A 14,689-nucleotide genomic window follows, 5' to 3' on the forward strand; every position below is an offset into this window, starting at 1 on the left:
GCTATGTAACAAGCCGGAGTTCGAACCGTTTTAAGTTACTTACTCACTGGTGAAAATGGTGCCCAATTTGTCCATGCGTTCCAGCGCAAGACCGCAGCCTCGAACCACGCAAGTTAGCGGGTCTTCGGCCACGTGCACCGGCAAACCGGTTTCTTCCATCAGCAGCCGATCCAGGTCGCGCAGCAAAGCGCCGCCGCCGGTCAGCATCATGCCGCGTTCGGCAATGTCGGCACCCAGTTCAGGCGGGGTTTGTTCCAGCGCAGACTTCACTGCCGAAACAATCGCGTTCAAGGGTTCGGTCAACGCTTCCAGAATTTCATTGGATGAAATCGTGAAACGGCGTGGAATGCCTTCCGACAAATTGCGGCCGGTCACTTCCATGTCTTTCACTTCTGAGCCGGGGAATGCTGAACCGATCTGCTTCTTGATGGCTTCAGCCGTGGGCTCACCAATCATCATGCCGTAATTGCGGCGAATGTAGCTGATGATGGCTTCATCAAATTTGTCGCCGCCCACGCGCACGCTGCCGGCGTACACCATGCCGCCCAAGGAAATAATGCCCACTTCAGTGGTGCCGCCACCAATGTCGACGACCATGGAGCCCGATGCCTCAGACACCGGCAGGCCAGCGCCGATGGCTGCGGCCATGGGTTCTTCGATCAGGTAAACCTGAGAAGCACCCGCGCCCAACGCGCTTTCGCGAATGGCACGCCGTTCAACCTGAGTAGACCCGCAGGGCACGCAAATGATGATTCTGGGGCTGGGTGAAAACAGGCGGCTTTCGTGAACCATTTTGATGAATTGCTTGAGCATTTGCTCGGTCACGGTGAAATCGGCAATTACGCCGTCTTTCATGGGGCGAATGGCCTCAATATTGCCAGGCACCTTGCCCAACATTTGCTTGGCTTCAAGGCCAACCGCCGTGATGGTTTTTTTGCCATTGGGGCCACCTTCCTGGCGGATGGCAACCACAGAAGGCTCGTCGAGAACGATGCCCTTGGTGCGGGCGTAAATTAGCGTGTTGGCCGTGCCCAAATCAATGGCCAAGTCGTTTGATAAGTAGCTGCGTAGAAACCCAAACATGGTGATGTTCTAACCTGTGTTGTGTAGTTGGAGAGCTGCCAAGCCCGCGAAGCTCAAAGTTGTCTAGAAGTTGTCCGGTTCGCCACTATTTATGGGACTTCACTTGTCAAGTGGCATAACTACCGATGATAACCTATAAAATAAGCAGACTTTGATCAACACAGACTTTCACCAAGCGGCTTTTGCATCATTTAGAAGCGATGCTCAGGCCTGCTGGTCGGCGGAGAAAATTTATGTCCCTTGATTCCGGACAAATTGCAAAAATTGCGGCCTTGTCGCGCTTGAAAGTGGCGCCCGAGCAGGCTCAGGTCCTTGAGCAACAATTGAACAACATCATGCAACTGGCCGATCGCTTGAGCAGTGAAAACACCGAAGGCGTTGAGCCGTTGGCGCATCCTCTGTCGCTGATTCAACCCATCGCGCTGCGCTTGCGCGAAGACGCCGTGACTGAGGCCGACAATCGCACCGCCAATATGGCCAACGCACCGGCCGCCGAGAAAGGCCTGTTTTTGGTGCCCAAGGTCATTGAATGATCGTTTATCAAGAATTCAGTCCTCCTAATTTAAGAAAATCCGATATTGGAATGTGGTTTTAAGCATGTCATCCAGAATTCAAAGTATTTCCCAGCTGCGCGCCTTGCTGGACGAGAAAAAAACCAGTGCCGTTGAGTTGGCGCAAGATGCTTTGCGCCAAGCTGGTGAGCAGTCCAGGTTGAACGCATTCGTGGACATTCGCGATGACCTCACCCTGCAACAAGCCAAGGCCGCTGACGCACGCATGGGCGCGGGTGAAACCGGTGCCTTGTTGGGTATTCCCACTGCGCACAAAGATATTTTTGTCACCCAGGGCTGGACCAGCACAGCGGGCTCCAAAATGCTGGCTGGCTACCAAAGCCCTTTTGACGCCGAAGTGGTATCGCGTTTGAACGCTGCGGGCGCAGTGAGCATTGGCAAATTGAATTGCGATGAATTTGCAATGGGTTCATCGAATGAAAAAAGTGCCTATGGCCCTTGCCTGAACCCTTGGGACACCTTGGCCGTGCCGGGTGGTTCGTCTGGCGGTTCAGCTGTGGCAGTGGCCGCGGGTGTAGTGCCGTTTTCAACCGGTACCGACACAGGTGGTTCCATCCGCCAGCCCGCTTCACTGTGTGGCATTACCGGTATCAAGCCCACTTACGGCAGTTGCAGCCGCTACGGCATGATCGCTTACGCCAGCAGCCTGGATCAAGCTGGTCCCATGGCACACAGCGCACGTGATTGTGCTTTGGTGCTCAACACCATGGTGGGCTTTGATGCGAAAGACAGCACCAGTGTTCAACGGCCAACTCCGGATGAAGATTTCACTGCCAGCTTTGGAAAGCCCCTTCGCACTGGTAATGCTGCAAAGCCACTGGCTGGTGTGCGCGTGGGTTTGCCCAGCGAATTTTTTGGTGAGGGTTTGGCTGCCGATGTGCGTGCACCGATCGACGCTGCATTAAAACAGCTGGAAGCCATGGGCGCCGCGCTGGTGAACATCAGCTTGCCGCGCACGGAGTTGTCCATTCCCGCGTATTACGTGATTGCGCCTGCTGAAGCCAGCTCTAACCTGTCGCGTTTTGATGGTGTGCGTTACGGCCACCGCGCAGCCGAGTACAGCGATTTGAAGTCCATGTACGAGAATTCGCGCAGCGAGGGCTTCGGCCTTGAAGTACAGCGCCGAATTATGGTGGGTGCGTATGTGTTGTCGCATGGTTATTACGATGCGTATTATCTGCAAGCCCAGAAAATTCGCCGCCTCATTGCGCAAGATTTTCAAGCTGCTTTCCAGCAGTGCGATTTCATTGCCGGTCCGGTTAGCCCCACGGTTGCATGGAATTTGGGCGAGAAGTCGGCTGACCCGGTGCAAATGTACCTGGCCGACATTTACACGCTCAGCACAAGTTTGGCTGGCTTGCCCGGCATGAGCGTGCCCGTGGGGTTTGGCGACAAAAATCGCCCTGTCGGCATGCAATTGATTGGCAATTATTTCAAGGAAGGGGAATTGCTGGCGCTGGCTGACCATTATCAAGCTGCCACCGATTGGCACCTTCGTACACCGTCTTAAAAAGGGATCGCACCATGCAATGGGAAATTGTGGTGGGTCTTGAAACCCACACCCAGTTAACAACCGAATCAAAAATTTTCTCCGGTGCAAGCACTGCTTTTGGTGCAGAGCCCAACGCGCAGGCCTGTGCTGTGGATTTGGCACTGCCTGGTGTGCTGCCCGTGATGAACAAAGCGGCAGTTCAACGCGCCATTCAATTTGGCCTGGCAGTGGGCGCCAAAGTGGCCGAGCAGTCGTTGTTCGCCCGCAAAAACTATTTCTACCCGGATCTGCCCAAGGGTTATCAAATCAGTCAGTTTGAAATTCCGGTGGTGCAGGGCGGTACGGTCAGCTTTTTGCTGGGCGATCAAATGAAAACAGTACGCTTGGTTCGCGCGCATCTGGAAGAAGACGCGGGCAAAAGCCTGCATGAAGACTTCGCAGGCCAGTCGGGCATCGACTTGAACCGTGCAGGTACGCCCTTGCTTGAAATTGTGACCGAACCCGACATGCGTTCGGCCGAGGAGGCAGTGGCCTACGCCAAAACCCTGCACACACTGGTTACGTGGCTTGGTATTTGCGATGGCAATATGCAGGAAGGCAGTTTCCGCTGCGACGCCAACGTATCGGTTCGCCCCAAAGGCGAAACCAAGCTGGGCACACGCTGCGAAATCAAAAACCTGAACAGCTTCAAGTTTTTGCAAGCCGCCATTCTTTATGAAGCACAGCGCCAAATCGAGATCATCGAAGATGGCGGCACAATCAAACAGGAAACGCGACTTTACGACCCCGATCGCAACGAAACCCGATCCATGCGCAGCAAGGAAGATTCGGAAGACTATCGTTACTTCCCCGATCCCGACCTGCCACCGCTGATGATTTCTGCGCAGTGGGTTGAGCAAGTGCGTGCCGAAATGCCCGAATTGCCTGGTCAAAAGCAGGCGCGTTACACCGCTGAGCTGGGTTTGAGTGAATACGATGCGGTGACGCTCACAGCCAGCCGCGCCATGACCGATTACTTCGAGGCGGCGCTGGCCGCGGCGGGCGCAGACAAAGCCAAGCCTTTGGCCAACTGGTTGTTGGGCGAGTTCTCTGCAAGCCTTAATCGTGACGACAAAACCCCAGCGGAATCGCCAATTGCTCCCGCCCTGATGGCGGCTTTGGTGAAACGTGTGGTAGATGGCACTTTGAACAACAAAACCGGTAAAGTGGTGTTTGCTGCTTTGTGGGACGGCAAGTACAGCGATGTTGATGCTTGTATCAAGGGCGAGGGTTTAGAGCAAATCTCCGACTCGGGTGCTGTTGAAAAAATGATCGACGACGTACTGGCAGCGCACCCTGGGCCAGTGGCCGAGTACAAAGCCGGTAAAGAGGCGTCATTTAACTTTCTGGTGGGGCAGATCATGCGTGCAGCGCGTGGAAAGGCCAACCCGGCGCAGGTGAATGAGATTTTGAAAGCCAAGTTGAGTGCGTGATTCCTTCGCCAACCCGACTGGGTTGCCTGCTTCCTCACTAAAAACCGCCTGATCAGCGCGCCATCCTCAAAGCGGATAGTCGTAATCCGCAATCAAGGGCGCGTGGTCTGAAAACTTCTGGCCCTTGTGCACATTTACTTCGCGAATCAGGTCACGCAACGCCGGGCTGACCATTTGGTAATCAATTCGCCACCCCACATTCTTGGCATAAGCCTGCCCGCGGTTGCTCCACCAGGTGTAGCAACCGTCCGTTTCTTCCGGGTACAGCACACGGTAGGCGTCCACCCAACCACGTTTTTCAATCACATTGCCAATCCAGGCACGTTCCTCGGGTGTGAAGCCGCTGTTCTTTAAATTGCCTTTCCAGTTTTTCAGGTCAATTTCTTTGTGAGCGATGTTCCAGTCGCCGCACAATACAACAGGCTTCTTTTTGCTTTCAAAATCATCAAAAATTTGCCCAAAATGATCTAAAAACCGGAATTTTGCTTCCTGTCTTTCTTCGGAGCTGCTGCCGGATGGAAAGTAGATCGACGACACAATCATATTTTCGAATTCAGCCGTCACCATACGTCCTTCTGCGTCGAATTCCGCATTATTCAGCCCGTAAATTACATTAAGTGGTTCTACTTTGCAGTAAAGGCCAACACCGCTGTAGCCTTTTTTTTCTGCGGCCTGAAAGTAGCCTTTGTACATGCCGGGTTGTAAGTGCTCAGGGCCAAGGTCCGCCAGGTGGGCCTTGATCTCTTGCACGCACACCACATCGGCCTGGCTTTGGTTCATCCAGTCGAAAAACCCTTTTGTGTGGGCAGAACGAATTCCATTCAGATTTGCTGAGATAATGCGGGTCATTGTGTGCAGTCAGTTTTTTAGGGATTGATCGTGGTCGATTCAAATCAAAATTTGCAAGTTCTTTCCGACCAGTTTTTGCAGTTTGCGGTCGAAAAGCAAGTGTTGCGCTTTGGCGAATTCAAAACCAAGGCGGGCAGAATGTCGCCGTATTTTTTCAATGCGGGTCTGTTCAACACAGGCTCGTCGTTGCAAAAGCTCAGTGAATTTTACGCACAAACCTTGCTTGAGCAAACCGCAGAGCGTGGAATTCAGTTTGACATGCTGTTTGGCCCTGCTTACAAAGGCATCCCATTGGTGGCCGGAGCCACCATGGAAATGGCCCGCCGCGGGCGTGATGTACCTTACGCATTTAACCGTAAGGAAGCCAAAGATCACGGTGAGGGCGGTTCTTTGGTGGGTGCGCCACTGGAAGGTCGGGTTGTGATTGTTGACGATGTTATTTCAGCAGGAACATCGGTGCGTGAATCTGTTGAAATCATTCGCGCCAATGGGGCTGAACCTGCTGCGGTGTTGATCGCACTGGATCGCATGGAAAAAGGCATGCGAGACGGGCAGGACACCCAGCATTCAGCCGTTCAGGAAGTAGAGCAGTTGTACGGAATCCCGGTTCTGGCCATTGCCAACCTGCAAGACTTGTTGCGTTACTTGCTTACCCGCCAGGCTGCCAACGTTCGCCTCGCGGGCTGGTACGAGAAGGTGAAGGAATACCGTAGCCGTTACGGCGTATAAGGTCACCCAGAAAAAAGCCGCACCACTTCGTAAAGCTGGTGCGGCTTTTTTTTATGAAACAAACCCGTTTACAACACAACCGATACCAATTCATGCCCTGAAAGGGCCCGGTAAATGTTGTCCAGTTCGTCCTGGTTGTTCACATACACGGTGCAGGTCAGGCTCAAGTAGTTGCCTTTGCTGCTGGGGCGCATGTCAACGCCAGCTACATCAAATCCAGGGCTCATGCTGAGCAATAAATCGCAAATGACCTGCGAGAACTCCGGCACGTTCTTTCCCATCACTTTGATGGGAAAATGTGTCGGAAACTCAATCAGGCTTTTTTTGCCTTCACTGGGTGTTGGTGTGTTCATTGTTTACTCTTCAAACCACAATTTGGCGGAGTCCACCATACGGCCGAACAGGCCAGCCTCTTCAACCGTAGACAAGGCCAGCAGCGGCACTGTACCGATGGTTTCGCCGTTCAGTGTTAGTTTCAGTTTACCCAGTTCGGTTCCGGCCGGAATCGGAGCAATCAATGTGCCTTTTTTCTCGACCGTGGCTTTCAGTTGTTTGGCCATGCCGCGTGGCACGTTGATCAGCAAATCTTTGTTCACGCCAAGTTTCACTTCCTTGGCTTGTCCTTTGTACACCTCACTGGTGCTGATGGCTTGCTTGGCGGAGTACAGCTTCACGGTTTCAAACATCTGATAACCGTAGTTCATCAGCTTCAGGCTTTCCTGTGTGCGGGCCTGGTCGGAGGTGGTGCCCAGCACCACGGAAAGCAGGCGGCGATCAACGCCGTTGGGCAATGTGCGATTGGCTGAACTGACCAGGCAATAACCGGCCGATTCGGTGTGCCCGGTTTTCATGCCGTCCACGGAGGGGTCAATCCACAGCAGGCGGTTGCGGTTGGGTTGGCGAATGCCGTTGTAGGTGTATTCCTTGGTGGAATACATTTTTTTGTAGTATTCCGGAAAGTCGGTGATGATGCGTTTGGCCAAAATGCCCAAATCGCGGGCGGTGGTGTAGTGCTGTGGGTCGGGCAGGCCAGTGGAGTTCTTGAAGTTCGTGTCCGTCAGGCCCAGCCGTTTGGCTTGCTGATTCATCAGCGTTGCAAAGTTGTTTTCGTCGCCAGCCAGCAGTTCTGCGATTGCGCGGCTTGCATCGTTGCCCGATTGCACAATCACACCGTACAGCAGCTCTTCAACAGTCACAGGCTTGTTCGGTTCGATAAACATGCGCGAACCTTCGGCTTTCCAGGCGTAGGGCGACACGGGTACTTGCTGATCCATCCGAATTTGCTTGCTGTCGAGTGCAGCAAAGGCCATGTAGGCTGTCATCAGTTTGGTCAGTGATGCGGGGTCGAGGCGTTCACGGCTGTTGAATTCCGCCAGGGTTTGACCGGTGGTCAAGTCGAGCAGCATGTAGCCTTTTGCACCGATTTCGGGTGGAGGTGGCATCACACTGGATTGGGCAGCGGCTTGCGTGGCAACTCCGATACCAAGCCCCAGAACCAACGAGAGTTGACCCACATGGCGTTTGAATCGGGAAATTCCTGAATTAAACAAGTAAAAAGCTCCTGTACTAGAAATGGGGAAGAAAAGTGGCTTGGCGTTCAGCTTGGGTAATAACGCACAACCAGCTCTTTGAGTTGAGGCAGTTTGCCGTGAAAAAAATGTTCCACTCCTGGCATGACCATCACCGGCAGGTTTTGTTCACCCGCCCAGCGTAAAACATCTGTAAGCGGCACTGTGTCATCGACTTCACCATGAATGACCAGTGTATTGTCTGGCACCGCAGCTACTTTAAAGCGGCTTGTGGCAGTGCCCACCAGCACCAGTTTGCCAATATTCGTTCCGGCCTCGCGCAACCGTTGCGCGCCATGGCTGGTTACAAAGGCGCCGAACGAAAAGCCAGCCATTGCAATCGGCTCATTTTGTAGCTCGGCAGGCAGCAGAGTGGCGCGGGCCAATTCGGTCAACTGAACCAGATCGTCCGTTTCGCCTTGTCCGTTGTCGTGCCCTCCCGCGCTTTGACCTACGCCTCGAAAATTAAAACGAAGCGTTACATAGCCCATTTGAAGAAATGCACGGGCCAGTGTTTGTACTACTTTGTTGTCTTTGGTGCCGCCGAACAAGGGGTGGGGGTGCGCAATTACGGCCAGCCCGCGCAATGGGGCCGCAGGTTCATCAATCGATACCTCGATTGGGCCCGCCTGACCGTTCCACAACTCATGTCGGGTTTTTGGATTCATGGCAACCGCAGGCGTTCGACAATTTCGCCGCCCACCAGGTGAGAGTCAATAATTTCATCCACGTCTGATATATCCACATAGGTATACCAAACGCCTTCCGGGTACACCACCATCACTGGGCCTTCATCGCATCGATCAAGGCAGCCAGCCTTGTTCATCCGGATTTTTCCTTGCCCGTTTAAGCCCAGTTTCTTGATCCGTTCTTTGGCATGCGCGTGCGCCGCAGACGCATGGCAGTCCGCACAGCAACTCTCATTGTTGGGGCGTTGGTTGGTGCAAAAGAAAACATGTTTCTCGAAGTAGCTCATGGCTGGTTGAATCCGCGTGAGTGCTCAGGGTATGGGCACTATTATCGCCGAAAACGTCGCTCGGGCAGGCTCAAAAAAGTCAAAACAGTCAGTGCTAAGATTGGCCACAATTCACTCACCCAGCGCCCGGCTTCTTGCAGGCTTCGGAAAATTGCCAGAATGCCGCTGCCCGGATTGCCCAGATCGGGGTCGTATACCCCGGGCAGCAGCAAGGTGATCAGCCACCCGCCCAGCAGGTGCAGTAGCCCGATTCTCGCCATGTGGTGGGGCAGCACCTGCATCATTGAAATGGTCAGTGCCACAACAAAGGCTATCAGTAAGCCCAGGCTGTTGGCCTCAAACCAGCGTTGACCCAGGTAAGTCCAGGCCGACACTGGAGCCAGCACCAGGTAATCAAGAAGTCGAATGAGCAAGGTCAATGCAATGAGTACAATCAGCAAGCGTGTTCGTGGCGAGCCCGCCTGTGTTTGTGCCAACCCAATCATCCAGGCGCACATTAAAAAACAGTAATTGATGAATGTCGGTGCGATGGTTTCAATTTTCAGCAACACTTCCAGCGGTATCCCAAACGGCGTGCTGTGTTGCAGTGGGCCCGGAATTTCAAGCAGGTTCCCCAGCCAAAGCCCGGTGCTGAATGTGGGATTTTGTGGCGGCAAAATACTGAGGAACCAAAGGCTAAGCAAGCCCATGCCTATCCACGCGCGTTGAATTAGCCAATGCTCAATTCGGCGGTTCAGCAGTGGCGCAATTCGGTGGTGTGCGGTCACGTAAATGCCCAACAACACACCCAAAGCGCCCCCAATTGTGTTGGTGACCAGGTCCATTTTGGAAGGCACGCGGCTTGGCAAAAATGTTTGCATGGATTCCAGGGCAAGCGAAATAAATGCACACACCAGCACAACGAGTATTTTGTCGAATGTTCGCGGCTGTCTGTTCAAGCCCAGCAGCATCAGGAAGCCCAGTGGAATGTAGCCTCCAATGTTGATAAACACATCGGCCCACAATACTTTTTGATGCACAGGAATCCAGGGGCCAAATAAAAACTCAAAAGGCCCGATGCCAATGTGTCTCCAATCGCTGTAGGGGAAGAGGCTAAGGTGAATCACAACGCACGCATACAGGCTGGCAAACATGAGAATCCCGGTGTAGGGGGTTCGTTTCAGCAGGCTGGAGTGGATTGGCGGCATGGCGTTTGAGCGATTCCTTGGTTTTGTGTCCCGTTCGGAGGTTAAGATGAGCAAAATTTCGCAACTAGCCCGAAGTGACCCGCATTCGATGTTAACCCAAGCCGATGTGCACTGGATCGAACTCGATTCAGTCGACTCAACAAATGATTACCTGGCCCGCGCTTACCAGCAGGGGCGGGTATCCGGCCTGAATGCCGTGTTGGCGCACATGCAAACCGCAGGCAGGGGGCGTGCAGGGCGGCAATGGCGCGCGCAGCCCGGCGCAAGTTTATGCCTGTCTATGGGCTTGCCTATGGCTGGGCAGCAAATGCCTTTTTTGCCCCTGTGTGTGGGTGTTGCCGTGGCGCAGGTACTGGAGCATTGGCATGTGCCTGTGCGGCTGAAATGGCCCAACGATTTATTGGCAGATCAGCAAAAATTGGGCGGTGTGTTGTGCGAATCTTTTCAAACCGGGCAGGGTGCAATCACCGTGGTTGGTGTGGGGCTGAATATTCAGGGTATTGACGTTCCCGAGGCATTGTCTGGTCTGGGTGCTGCAAGTTTGTCGAATTATTTGCCTGCCCCGAGTTTACCCACCCCACGTGAGCTAGCCGAGGCGGTCGTGTCATCGATTTTAATGCGGATCGAGGCTGCCAGTGTTCAGGGCATCGACTCAATTTTTGCCGAGTTCAGCCGACGGGATGCGTGGCTGCGCAGCCAGGTACAAGTTGAAGACCAAGGTGTGGTGTGTTTCGCGGGTGAGGCCATGGGCATCGACCGGCAAGGCGCGTACCTGGTCAATACCGAGCACGGCTTGCGTGCGGTTCATGCAGGTGATTTGTCCTTGAGGGTAAGGCCGTGACCAACGCTGGGAATTTGTTGTGCATCGATGCTGGAAACACCTTTGTAAAGTGGTGCTTGCACGCTTGCGTCAATGTCCGGTTTGAGCAGCCCTCGGCTTTTTTTAGTCACGCCACTGCTGAATTCAAACCTTTCTCCGGATCCTTGAGTGCTTTGCAACAGCATTTGGCACCCGGTTTGAATTCGACCCATGCAGTACAGGCGGTTTTGCTGAGCAATGTCTTGGGCCCAGATTTCGAACAGTCCGTGCGCTCAGTGTGCGAAGCGGCTGGCGTACCTCTGCATGTATTGACTGTGAACAGGCATGCTGAGATTCAGTCTGCGTACGAAACCCCGGCGACTCTGGGCAAAGACCGTTGGGCAGCATGCATGGCGCTCATGGAGGTGAGCCAGGTCAAGGTCAATTTGCTGGTTAGCTTTGGCACAGCCACCACCCTGGATGTGGTGGTTAAAAATACCCATTGGCAGCACTTGGGCGGATTTATCGTGCCGGGTGTTGAAACCATGTTGCGCAGCCTGAATTCAAATACAGCTGAATTGCCCAAAGTGCAGTTGGACAGTACCGGCACAAACAGTTGGCCTGTCAGCACGCAGCAGGCGATTGGCAGGGGTGTGGGGCGTATTCAAAAAGCAATGGTCGATTCCGTGGCTGCCCAGTTACAGAGTGAATACGGCAGCCCCCCGGCCATCTGGCTGACGGGTGGTTTTGCACCCGCCATGCAGGTTCATTTGCCGCAGGCTACCCTGCTTGAATACGCTGTATTCAAGGGCCTGGTGCTTGATTATCGTTTGGCACAAAAAGGTGCAACAGCATGAATGGTTGGCGTGTTCTGGCTGTGTTGCTGCTGCTGGGTAATTTGGCGTTGCTGGGTTTTGGCGTTTTAACAGGCAACAGCTCGCAAAAAGCAATAGATTCTCCGGGTTTACGTGCCGAGTGGGTTGGCGTGGAGCGGCCCTGGGATCAGCCCGTGGAAGTGATTCGTGCGCCCGCACCTGTGGCTCCTAAGATTGATTTGAAACAGGGGCAGGCCCAGCTTGATACAGCCATTGAAAATGCCAGCAAACAGGTTTTTGAGAATCCGAAAAGTACCCAGGCATGTTGGTTGTGGGGCCCCTTGTTGCAAAGTGAGTCTGCACGGGTTCAAGAGGCTTTGCTGAATTGGGGTGGCGAAACGGATCGACTCGAGCGCCAGGTGCCTGTGGGCTATGTGGTTTACTTGCCGCAAGACATTGTGAACAGCGGGGTGGGTATCGATCAACTCTCGGGCAAGGGTATTGCCGACATGTTCTACATCACTACGCCGGGGCCTTTGCAGGGCACCATTTCACTGGGATTGTTCCGCGACCTGGATCGGGCGAATGCCCAGAAGGCTGATCTGGCGCGACGTGGCGTCGAGGGTGTCCAGATCCGGGAGCGGTTGGGCCCGGTGCGCGTGTTTTTTGAACTTCGGGGAAATGCCTCGCAAATCGAAACTGTGCGCTCGGTGTTTGAGTTGAACAGAAAGGGTGAGCTCAAGCCTTGTGAGTTGCCAACAGGCGGCTGAGTTACAGGTTTCCGCTTCGGTCCTTGTCCAGAAAAACCTGCGCAAATTGTGTGTTCTCGGCATTCACACCTTTGCTCCAGCAAATTACTTTGAATGCCTCGCCCATATCGGCTTCATTCAGCAGGGTATTCAAATTCTGGCGCATCAATGCACCGCGTGTCGAGTGGGTAAATTCCGGTTGTTTTTGTGCCAACTCAAGAATGCCGTGTGCCAATAAAAACTCGCCTTGGTGCGCGTACCCTTCAAGCTCGCCACCGCAGCTTGTCAGGGCTTCATAGATTGCGCTGAAGTTCACATGGGCGGTTAAGTCCTGCTGCCCCACGTTCACCAGAAAATCATCATGTGCAGTGTGGCGGCTTGTGGCGCGCAAAGTGCCCTGCCTGCGTGTCGGGTGATAGTACATGGCTTCGTGAAAACCATAGTCAATCATCAGCGCAAGGCCGTTCAGACGCTCCGTGACTGTTTTTACCCATGCAATGCTTTGCTCCGCAATTTCCGATTCGTAACCTTCTGGCCATGGCCCGTGAGCATCCTGCAACTGAGAAACCAAGGCAGCGAAGACCGGGTCGGCCGGTTTCCACACCCAGTGCAACTCACCATTCAGGTGCTGTACCCACGCTTCCTGCGAATTGCCTGCTTGCCATTTGAATCGACGAACCGGTGTGGCATCCAGCACCTCATTGCCTAAAACCACCCCCTGGAGTTCCGCAGGCAGCTCGCCCAGCCAACGCACCTTTTGTTCTACCTGCGGGCCATGCAGTGCCTTTAACTTGGCCAATTGCACAGGCTTTAATCCGGCCGAGACATCCACAATGTTGTATTGGGTAATCAAATCGCCAGCCGCTTGAAGAATGTCGCAAGCCAGTTGCCCGGTCCCGGCCCCAAATTCATACACCACACCATTGCAGCGGGGCAGCACCTCCCGCAGGGCCTTGCCCAGTGTTTGCCCAAACAGCGGGCTCAATTCCGGGGCGGTAATAAAATCGCCCTGACGACCAAAAATTTGCTCGCCTCTTGCGTAGTAGCCATATTGGGGATCGTAAAGCGCAAATCGCATGAACTCGTCAAAGCGAGTGGCTTGATTAAAATTCGACAGCATGAGGCAGGTCTGGTTTAGAATAGCGGGTTCTTTTAAAAATCAAAGCCTTGAAGTAAACCCTGGTTTGCTTGATGGTCGTTGTTCACTGATTTTCCAGATTCTAACCGATGGCGCACGAATGACACATGCCAATCCACAATTTGCCCTTGTAACCGGGGGAGCCAAGCGACTGGGCAAAGCCATCTCGCTTGAACTGGCGCGTGCCGGTTGGTCTATTGTGCTGCATTGCCGTTCATCACTGGCAGAGGCCCGTGACACCGCGGCTCAAATTGAAGCACTGGGTGTGCACTGCGTGGTGGTTCAGGCTGATCTTGAGCAGCCCAGCGAAGTTGAAGCGTTGTTTGATGCCGCAGAAAAAGCGGGCCCAATTCGGTGTGTTGTCAACAACGCCTCGTTGTTTGAATTCGACTCTGGCGAAACTTTTCAGCCCGAGCTTTTTCACCGGCACATGGCCTCCAACCTGGCTGCGCCCATTCAATTGGCCAAACGCCTGTATCAGCATGTGCCCGACAATGAGCAGGCGGTGGTGGTGAATTTGCTGGATCAGAAACTAAAGAACCTGAATCCTGACTTTCTCAGCTACACGCTGACCAAAGCCGGGCTTGAAACAGCCACAACCATGCTGGCCATGGAATTGGCCCCGAAAGTGCGTGTGGTGGGTGTGGCACCTGGGCTCACCTTGATTTCGCACCTGCAAACTGATGCGCAATTCGAGAGTACCCACCGAATTTCGCCCTTGAACAAATCCTCCGAGCCTCAGGACATCGCCAGCACGGTCTTGTTCCTGGTGCAAAGCCGCGCAATTACTGGTACCACCATTCTTGTGGATGGCGGGCAGCACTTGGTGCCCATGGCGCGCGATTTCAGCATGATGACACCATGACAGACTGGTTCTTTGATCCCCGCCTGGCCGACTGCCGTCGCGTTTTTATTCGCGACTTCGATGTGTCCGCCGCAATTGGCGTGTTCCCCCAAGAGTTGGGGCGTACGCAGGCTGTGCGTATTAACATTGATTTTTGGGTAAAGTGCGCATCCACCCCTTCCGAGCGCGACTTGCTGGTCGATGTGGTTGATTACGATTTCGTTCGACCAGGAATTCATGGCCTCATTCAATCGGGCCACATTGGCCTGCTTGAAACCCTGGTGGACAAAACCTTGGCGCTGGTGCTGGAGCATCCCAAGGTGGTGGCCGCCCGCGTACGCGCTGAAAAATCCGAGGTTTACCCCGACTGCGAATCCGCAGGTGTCGAGGTATTCCGCTTCAAATCCTAGAAAGCT

At 53.9% G+C, this 14,689-nt stretch carries 17 protein-coding genes; 9 read left to right on the forward strand and 8 right to left on the reverse strand.

Going from position 1 to position 14,689, the window contains the following annotated elements:
* Positions 1-39: 39 nt before the first annotated feature.
* Positions 40-1,083 carry a rod shape-determining protein gene (locus B4C79_RS06645; RefSeq protein WP_008248080.1) on the reverse strand — a complete coding sequence of 348 codons (1,044 nt, stop codon included), beginning with the start codon at positions 1,081-1,083 and terminating at the stop codon, positions 40-42.
* A 233-nt stretch (positions 1,084-1,316) separates the two neighbouring features.
* Between B4C79_RS06645 and gatC the strand changes: the two genes are divergently transcribed.
* The 3 genes from gatC (at position 1,317) to gatB (ending at position 4,619) form a co-directional block, all read left to right on the forward strand.
* Entirely contained in the window at positions 1,317-1,616 is a 300-nt protein-coding gene (gene gatC, locus B4C79_RS06650) for an Asp-tRNA(Asn)/Glu-tRNA(Gln) amidotransferase subunit GatC (RefSeq protein WP_105028032.1), read from the forward strand.
* A 64-nt stretch (positions 1,617-1,680) separates the two neighbouring features.
* Positions 1,681-3,165, forward strand: a complete 1,485-nt coding sequence (gene gatA, locus B4C79_RS06655) for an Asp-tRNA(Asn)/Glu-tRNA(Gln) amidotransferase subunit GatA (protein WP_291741780.1) — start codon at positions 1,681-1,683, stop codon at positions 3,163-3,165.
* A gap of 14 nt (positions 3,166-3,179) precedes the next feature.
* On the forward strand, positions 3,180-4,619 hold the full coding sequence (gene gatB / locus B4C79_RS06660) for an Asp-tRNA(Asn)/Glu-tRNA(Gln) amidotransferase subunit GatB (protein ID WP_291741783.1): 1,440 nt from the start codon (positions 3,180-3,182) through the stop codon (positions 4,617-4,619).
* A gap of 66 nt (positions 4,620-4,685) precedes the next feature.
* On the opposite strand, the gene B4C79_RS06665 is transcribed toward gatB, so the two are convergent.
* Positions 4,686-5,468 carry an exodeoxyribonuclease III gene (locus B4C79_RS06665; RefSeq protein WP_291741786.1) on the reverse strand — a complete coding sequence of 261 codons (783 nt, stop codon included), beginning with the start codon at positions 5,466-5,468 and terminating at the stop codon, positions 4,686-4,688.
* Between the two features lie 24 nt (positions 5,469-5,492).
* Here B4C79_RS06665 and pyrE point away from each other — a divergent pair, with 24 nt between their 5' ends.
* A complete protein-coding gene (pyrE, locus tag B4C79_RS06670; RefSeq protein ID WP_171097368.1) occupies positions 5,493-6,197 on the forward strand; it encodes an orotate phosphoribosyltransferase in 705 nt (234 codons plus the stop codon).
* A 68-nt stretch (positions 6,198-6,265) separates the two neighbouring features.
* Here pyrE and B4C79_RS06675 read toward each other — a convergent pair whose 3' ends face one another.
* Genes B4C79_RS06675 through B4C79_RS06695 form a run of 5 tightly spaced genes read right to left on the reverse strand, consistent with a single transcriptional unit; the run spans position 6,266 to position 9,928 of the window.
* A complete protein-coding gene (locus tag B4C79_RS06675) occupies positions 6,266-6,550 on the reverse strand; it encodes a YbeD family protein (protein ID WP_291741789.1) in 285 nt (94 codons plus the stop codon).
* Positions 6,551-6,553: 3 nt separating this feature from the next.
* Positions 6,554-7,747, reverse strand: a complete 1,194-nt coding sequence (locus B4C79_RS06680; RefSeq protein WP_171097371.1) for a D-alanyl-D-alanine carboxypeptidase family protein — start codon at positions 7,745-7,747, stop codon at positions 6,554-6,556.
* Between the two features lie 47 nt (positions 7,748-7,794).
* Positions 7,795-8,433, reverse strand: coding sequence for an alpha/beta hydrolase (locus B4C79_RS06685; RefSeq protein WP_291741792.1), 639 nt, complete (start codon positions 8,431-8,433; stop codon positions 7,795-7,797).
* A complete protein-coding gene (locus tag B4C79_RS06690; protein ID WP_171097375.1) occupies positions 8,430-8,741 on the reverse strand; it encodes a (2Fe-2S) ferredoxin domain-containing protein in 312 nt (103 codons plus the stop codon). The genes B4C79_RS06685 and B4C79_RS06690 overlap by 4 nt, the downstream gene beginning before the upstream one ends.
* A gap of 41 nt (positions 8,742-8,782) precedes the next feature.
* Positions 8,783-9,928 (reverse strand): VanZ family protein, encoded by a 1,146-nt coding sequence (locus B4C79_RS06695; protein ID WP_105028039.1) that lies wholly within the window; start codon positions 9,926-9,928, stop codon positions 8,783-8,785.
* 46 nt (positions 9,929-9,974) lie between these two features.
* On the opposite strand from B4C79_RS06695, the gene B4C79_RS06700 reads away from it, so the two are divergent.
* From B4C79_RS06700 to B4C79_RS06710, 3 genes are read left to right on the forward strand one after another with little or no spacing between them, the layout of a single operon-like run.
* Positions 9,975-10,769 carry a biotin--[acetyl-CoA-carboxylase] ligase gene (locus B4C79_RS06700; RefSeq protein ID WP_291741798.1) on the forward strand — a complete coding sequence of 265 codons (795 nt, stop codon included), beginning with the start codon at positions 9,975-9,977 and terminating at the stop codon, positions 10,767-10,769.
* Positions 10,766-11,584, forward strand: coding sequence for a type III pantothenate kinase (locus B4C79_RS06705; protein WP_291741800.1), 819 nt, complete (start codon positions 10,766-10,768; stop codon positions 11,582-11,584). Before B4C79_RS06700 ends, B4C79_RS06705 begins: the two co-directional genes overlap by 4 nt.
* Positions 11,581-12,312, forward strand: a complete 732-nt coding sequence (locus tag B4C79_RS06710; RefSeq protein ID WP_105028042.1) for a hypothetical protein — start codon at positions 11,581-11,583, stop codon at positions 12,310-12,312. The genes B4C79_RS06705 and B4C79_RS06710 overlap by 4 nt, the downstream gene beginning before the upstream one ends.
* Before the next feature lies 1 nt (position 12,313).
* On the opposite strand, the gene B4C79_RS06715 is transcribed toward B4C79_RS06710, so the two are convergent.
* Positions 12,314-13,411: a class I SAM-dependent methyltransferase gene (locus B4C79_RS06715; RefSeq protein ID WP_291741805.1), complete on the reverse strand. Its 1,098-nt coding sequence runs from the start codon at positions 13,409-13,411 to the stop codon at positions 12,314-12,316.
* On the opposite strand from B4C79_RS06715, the gene B4C79_RS06720 reads away from it, so the two are divergent.
* Entirely contained in the window at positions 13,410-14,294 is an 885-nt protein-coding gene (locus B4C79_RS06720) for an SDR family oxidoreductase (RefSeq protein WP_348676569.1), read from the forward strand. The two genes, B4C79_RS06715 and B4C79_RS06720, sit on opposite strands and share 2 nt — an antisense overlap.
* The gene (locus B4C79_RS06725) at positions 14,291-14,683 is read left to right on the forward strand and encodes a dihydroneopterin aldolase (protein WP_008248053.1); all 393 of its coding nucleotides are present in this window, start codon (positions 14,291-14,293) and stop codon (positions 14,681-14,683) included. Before B4C79_RS06720 ends, B4C79_RS06725 begins: the two co-directional genes overlap by 4 nt.
* Positions 14,684-14,689 lie beyond the last annotated feature (6 nt).

Origin of the sequence: Limnobacter sp. UBA7229, from assembly GCF_002473065.1 — a bacterium.
Classification (GTDB): Bacteria; Pseudomonadota; Gammaproteobacteria; order Burkholderiales; family Burkholderiaceae_B; genus Limnobacter; species Limnobacter profundi.

Excerpts from the sequence above, each read along its gene's own strand:
- B4C79_RS06645 (WP_008248080.1), bottom strand. The coding sequence starts at position 1,083 with ATGTTTGGGTTTCTACGCAGCTACTTATCAAACGACTTGGCCATTGAT.
- gatC (WP_105028032.1), top strand. The coding sequence starts at position 1,317 with ATGTCCCTTGATTCCGGACAAATTGCAAAAATTGCGGCCTTGTCGCGC.
- gatA (WP_291741780.1), top strand. The coding sequence starts at position 1,681 with ATGTCATCCAGAATTCAAAGTATTTCCCAGCTGCGCGCCTTGCTGGAC.
- gatB (WP_291741783.1), top strand. The coding sequence starts at position 3,180 with ATGCAATGGGAAATTGTGGTGGGTCTTGAAACCCACACCCAGTTAACA.
- B4C79_RS06665 (WP_291741786.1), bottom strand. The coding sequence starts at position 5,468 with ATGACCCGCATTATCTCAGCAAATCTGAATGGAATTCGTTCTGCCCAC.
- B4C79_RS06675 (WP_291741789.1), bottom strand. The coding sequence starts at position 6,550 with ATGAACACACCAACACCCAGTGAAGGCAAAAAAAGCCTGATTGAGTTT.
- B4C79_RS06685 (WP_291741792.1), bottom strand. The coding sequence starts at position 8,433 with ATGAATCCAAAAACCCGACATGAGTTGTGGAACGGTCAGGCGGGCCCA.
- B4C79_RS06690 (WP_171097375.1), bottom strand. The coding sequence starts at position 8,741 with ATGAGCTACTTCGAGAAACATGTTTTCTTTTGCACCAACCAACGCCCC.
- B4C79_RS06695 (WP_105028039.1), bottom strand. The coding sequence starts at position 9,928 with ATGCCGCCAATCCACTCCAGCCTGCTGAAACGAACCCCCTACACCGGG.
- B4C79_RS06700 (WP_291741798.1), top strand. The coding sequence starts at position 9,975 with ATGAGCAAAATTTCGCAACTAGCCCGAAGTGACCCGCATTCGATGTTA.
- B4C79_RS06710 (WP_105028042.1), top strand. The coding sequence starts at position 11,581 with ATGAATGGTTGGCGTGTTCTGGCTGTGTTGCTGCTGCTGGGTAATTTG.
- B4C79_RS06720 (WP_348676569.1), top strand. The coding sequence starts at position 13,410 with ATGAGGCAGGTCTGGTTTAGAATAGCGGGTTCTTTTAAAAATCAAAGC.
- B4C79_RS06715 (WP_291741805.1), bottom strand. The coding sequence starts at position 13,411 with ATGCTGTCGAATTTTAATCAAGCCACTCGCTTTGACGAGTTCATGCGA.
- B4C79_RS06725 (WP_008248053.1), top strand. The coding sequence starts at position 14,291 with ATGACAGACTGGTTCTTTGATCCCCGCCTGGCCGACTGCCGTCGCGTT.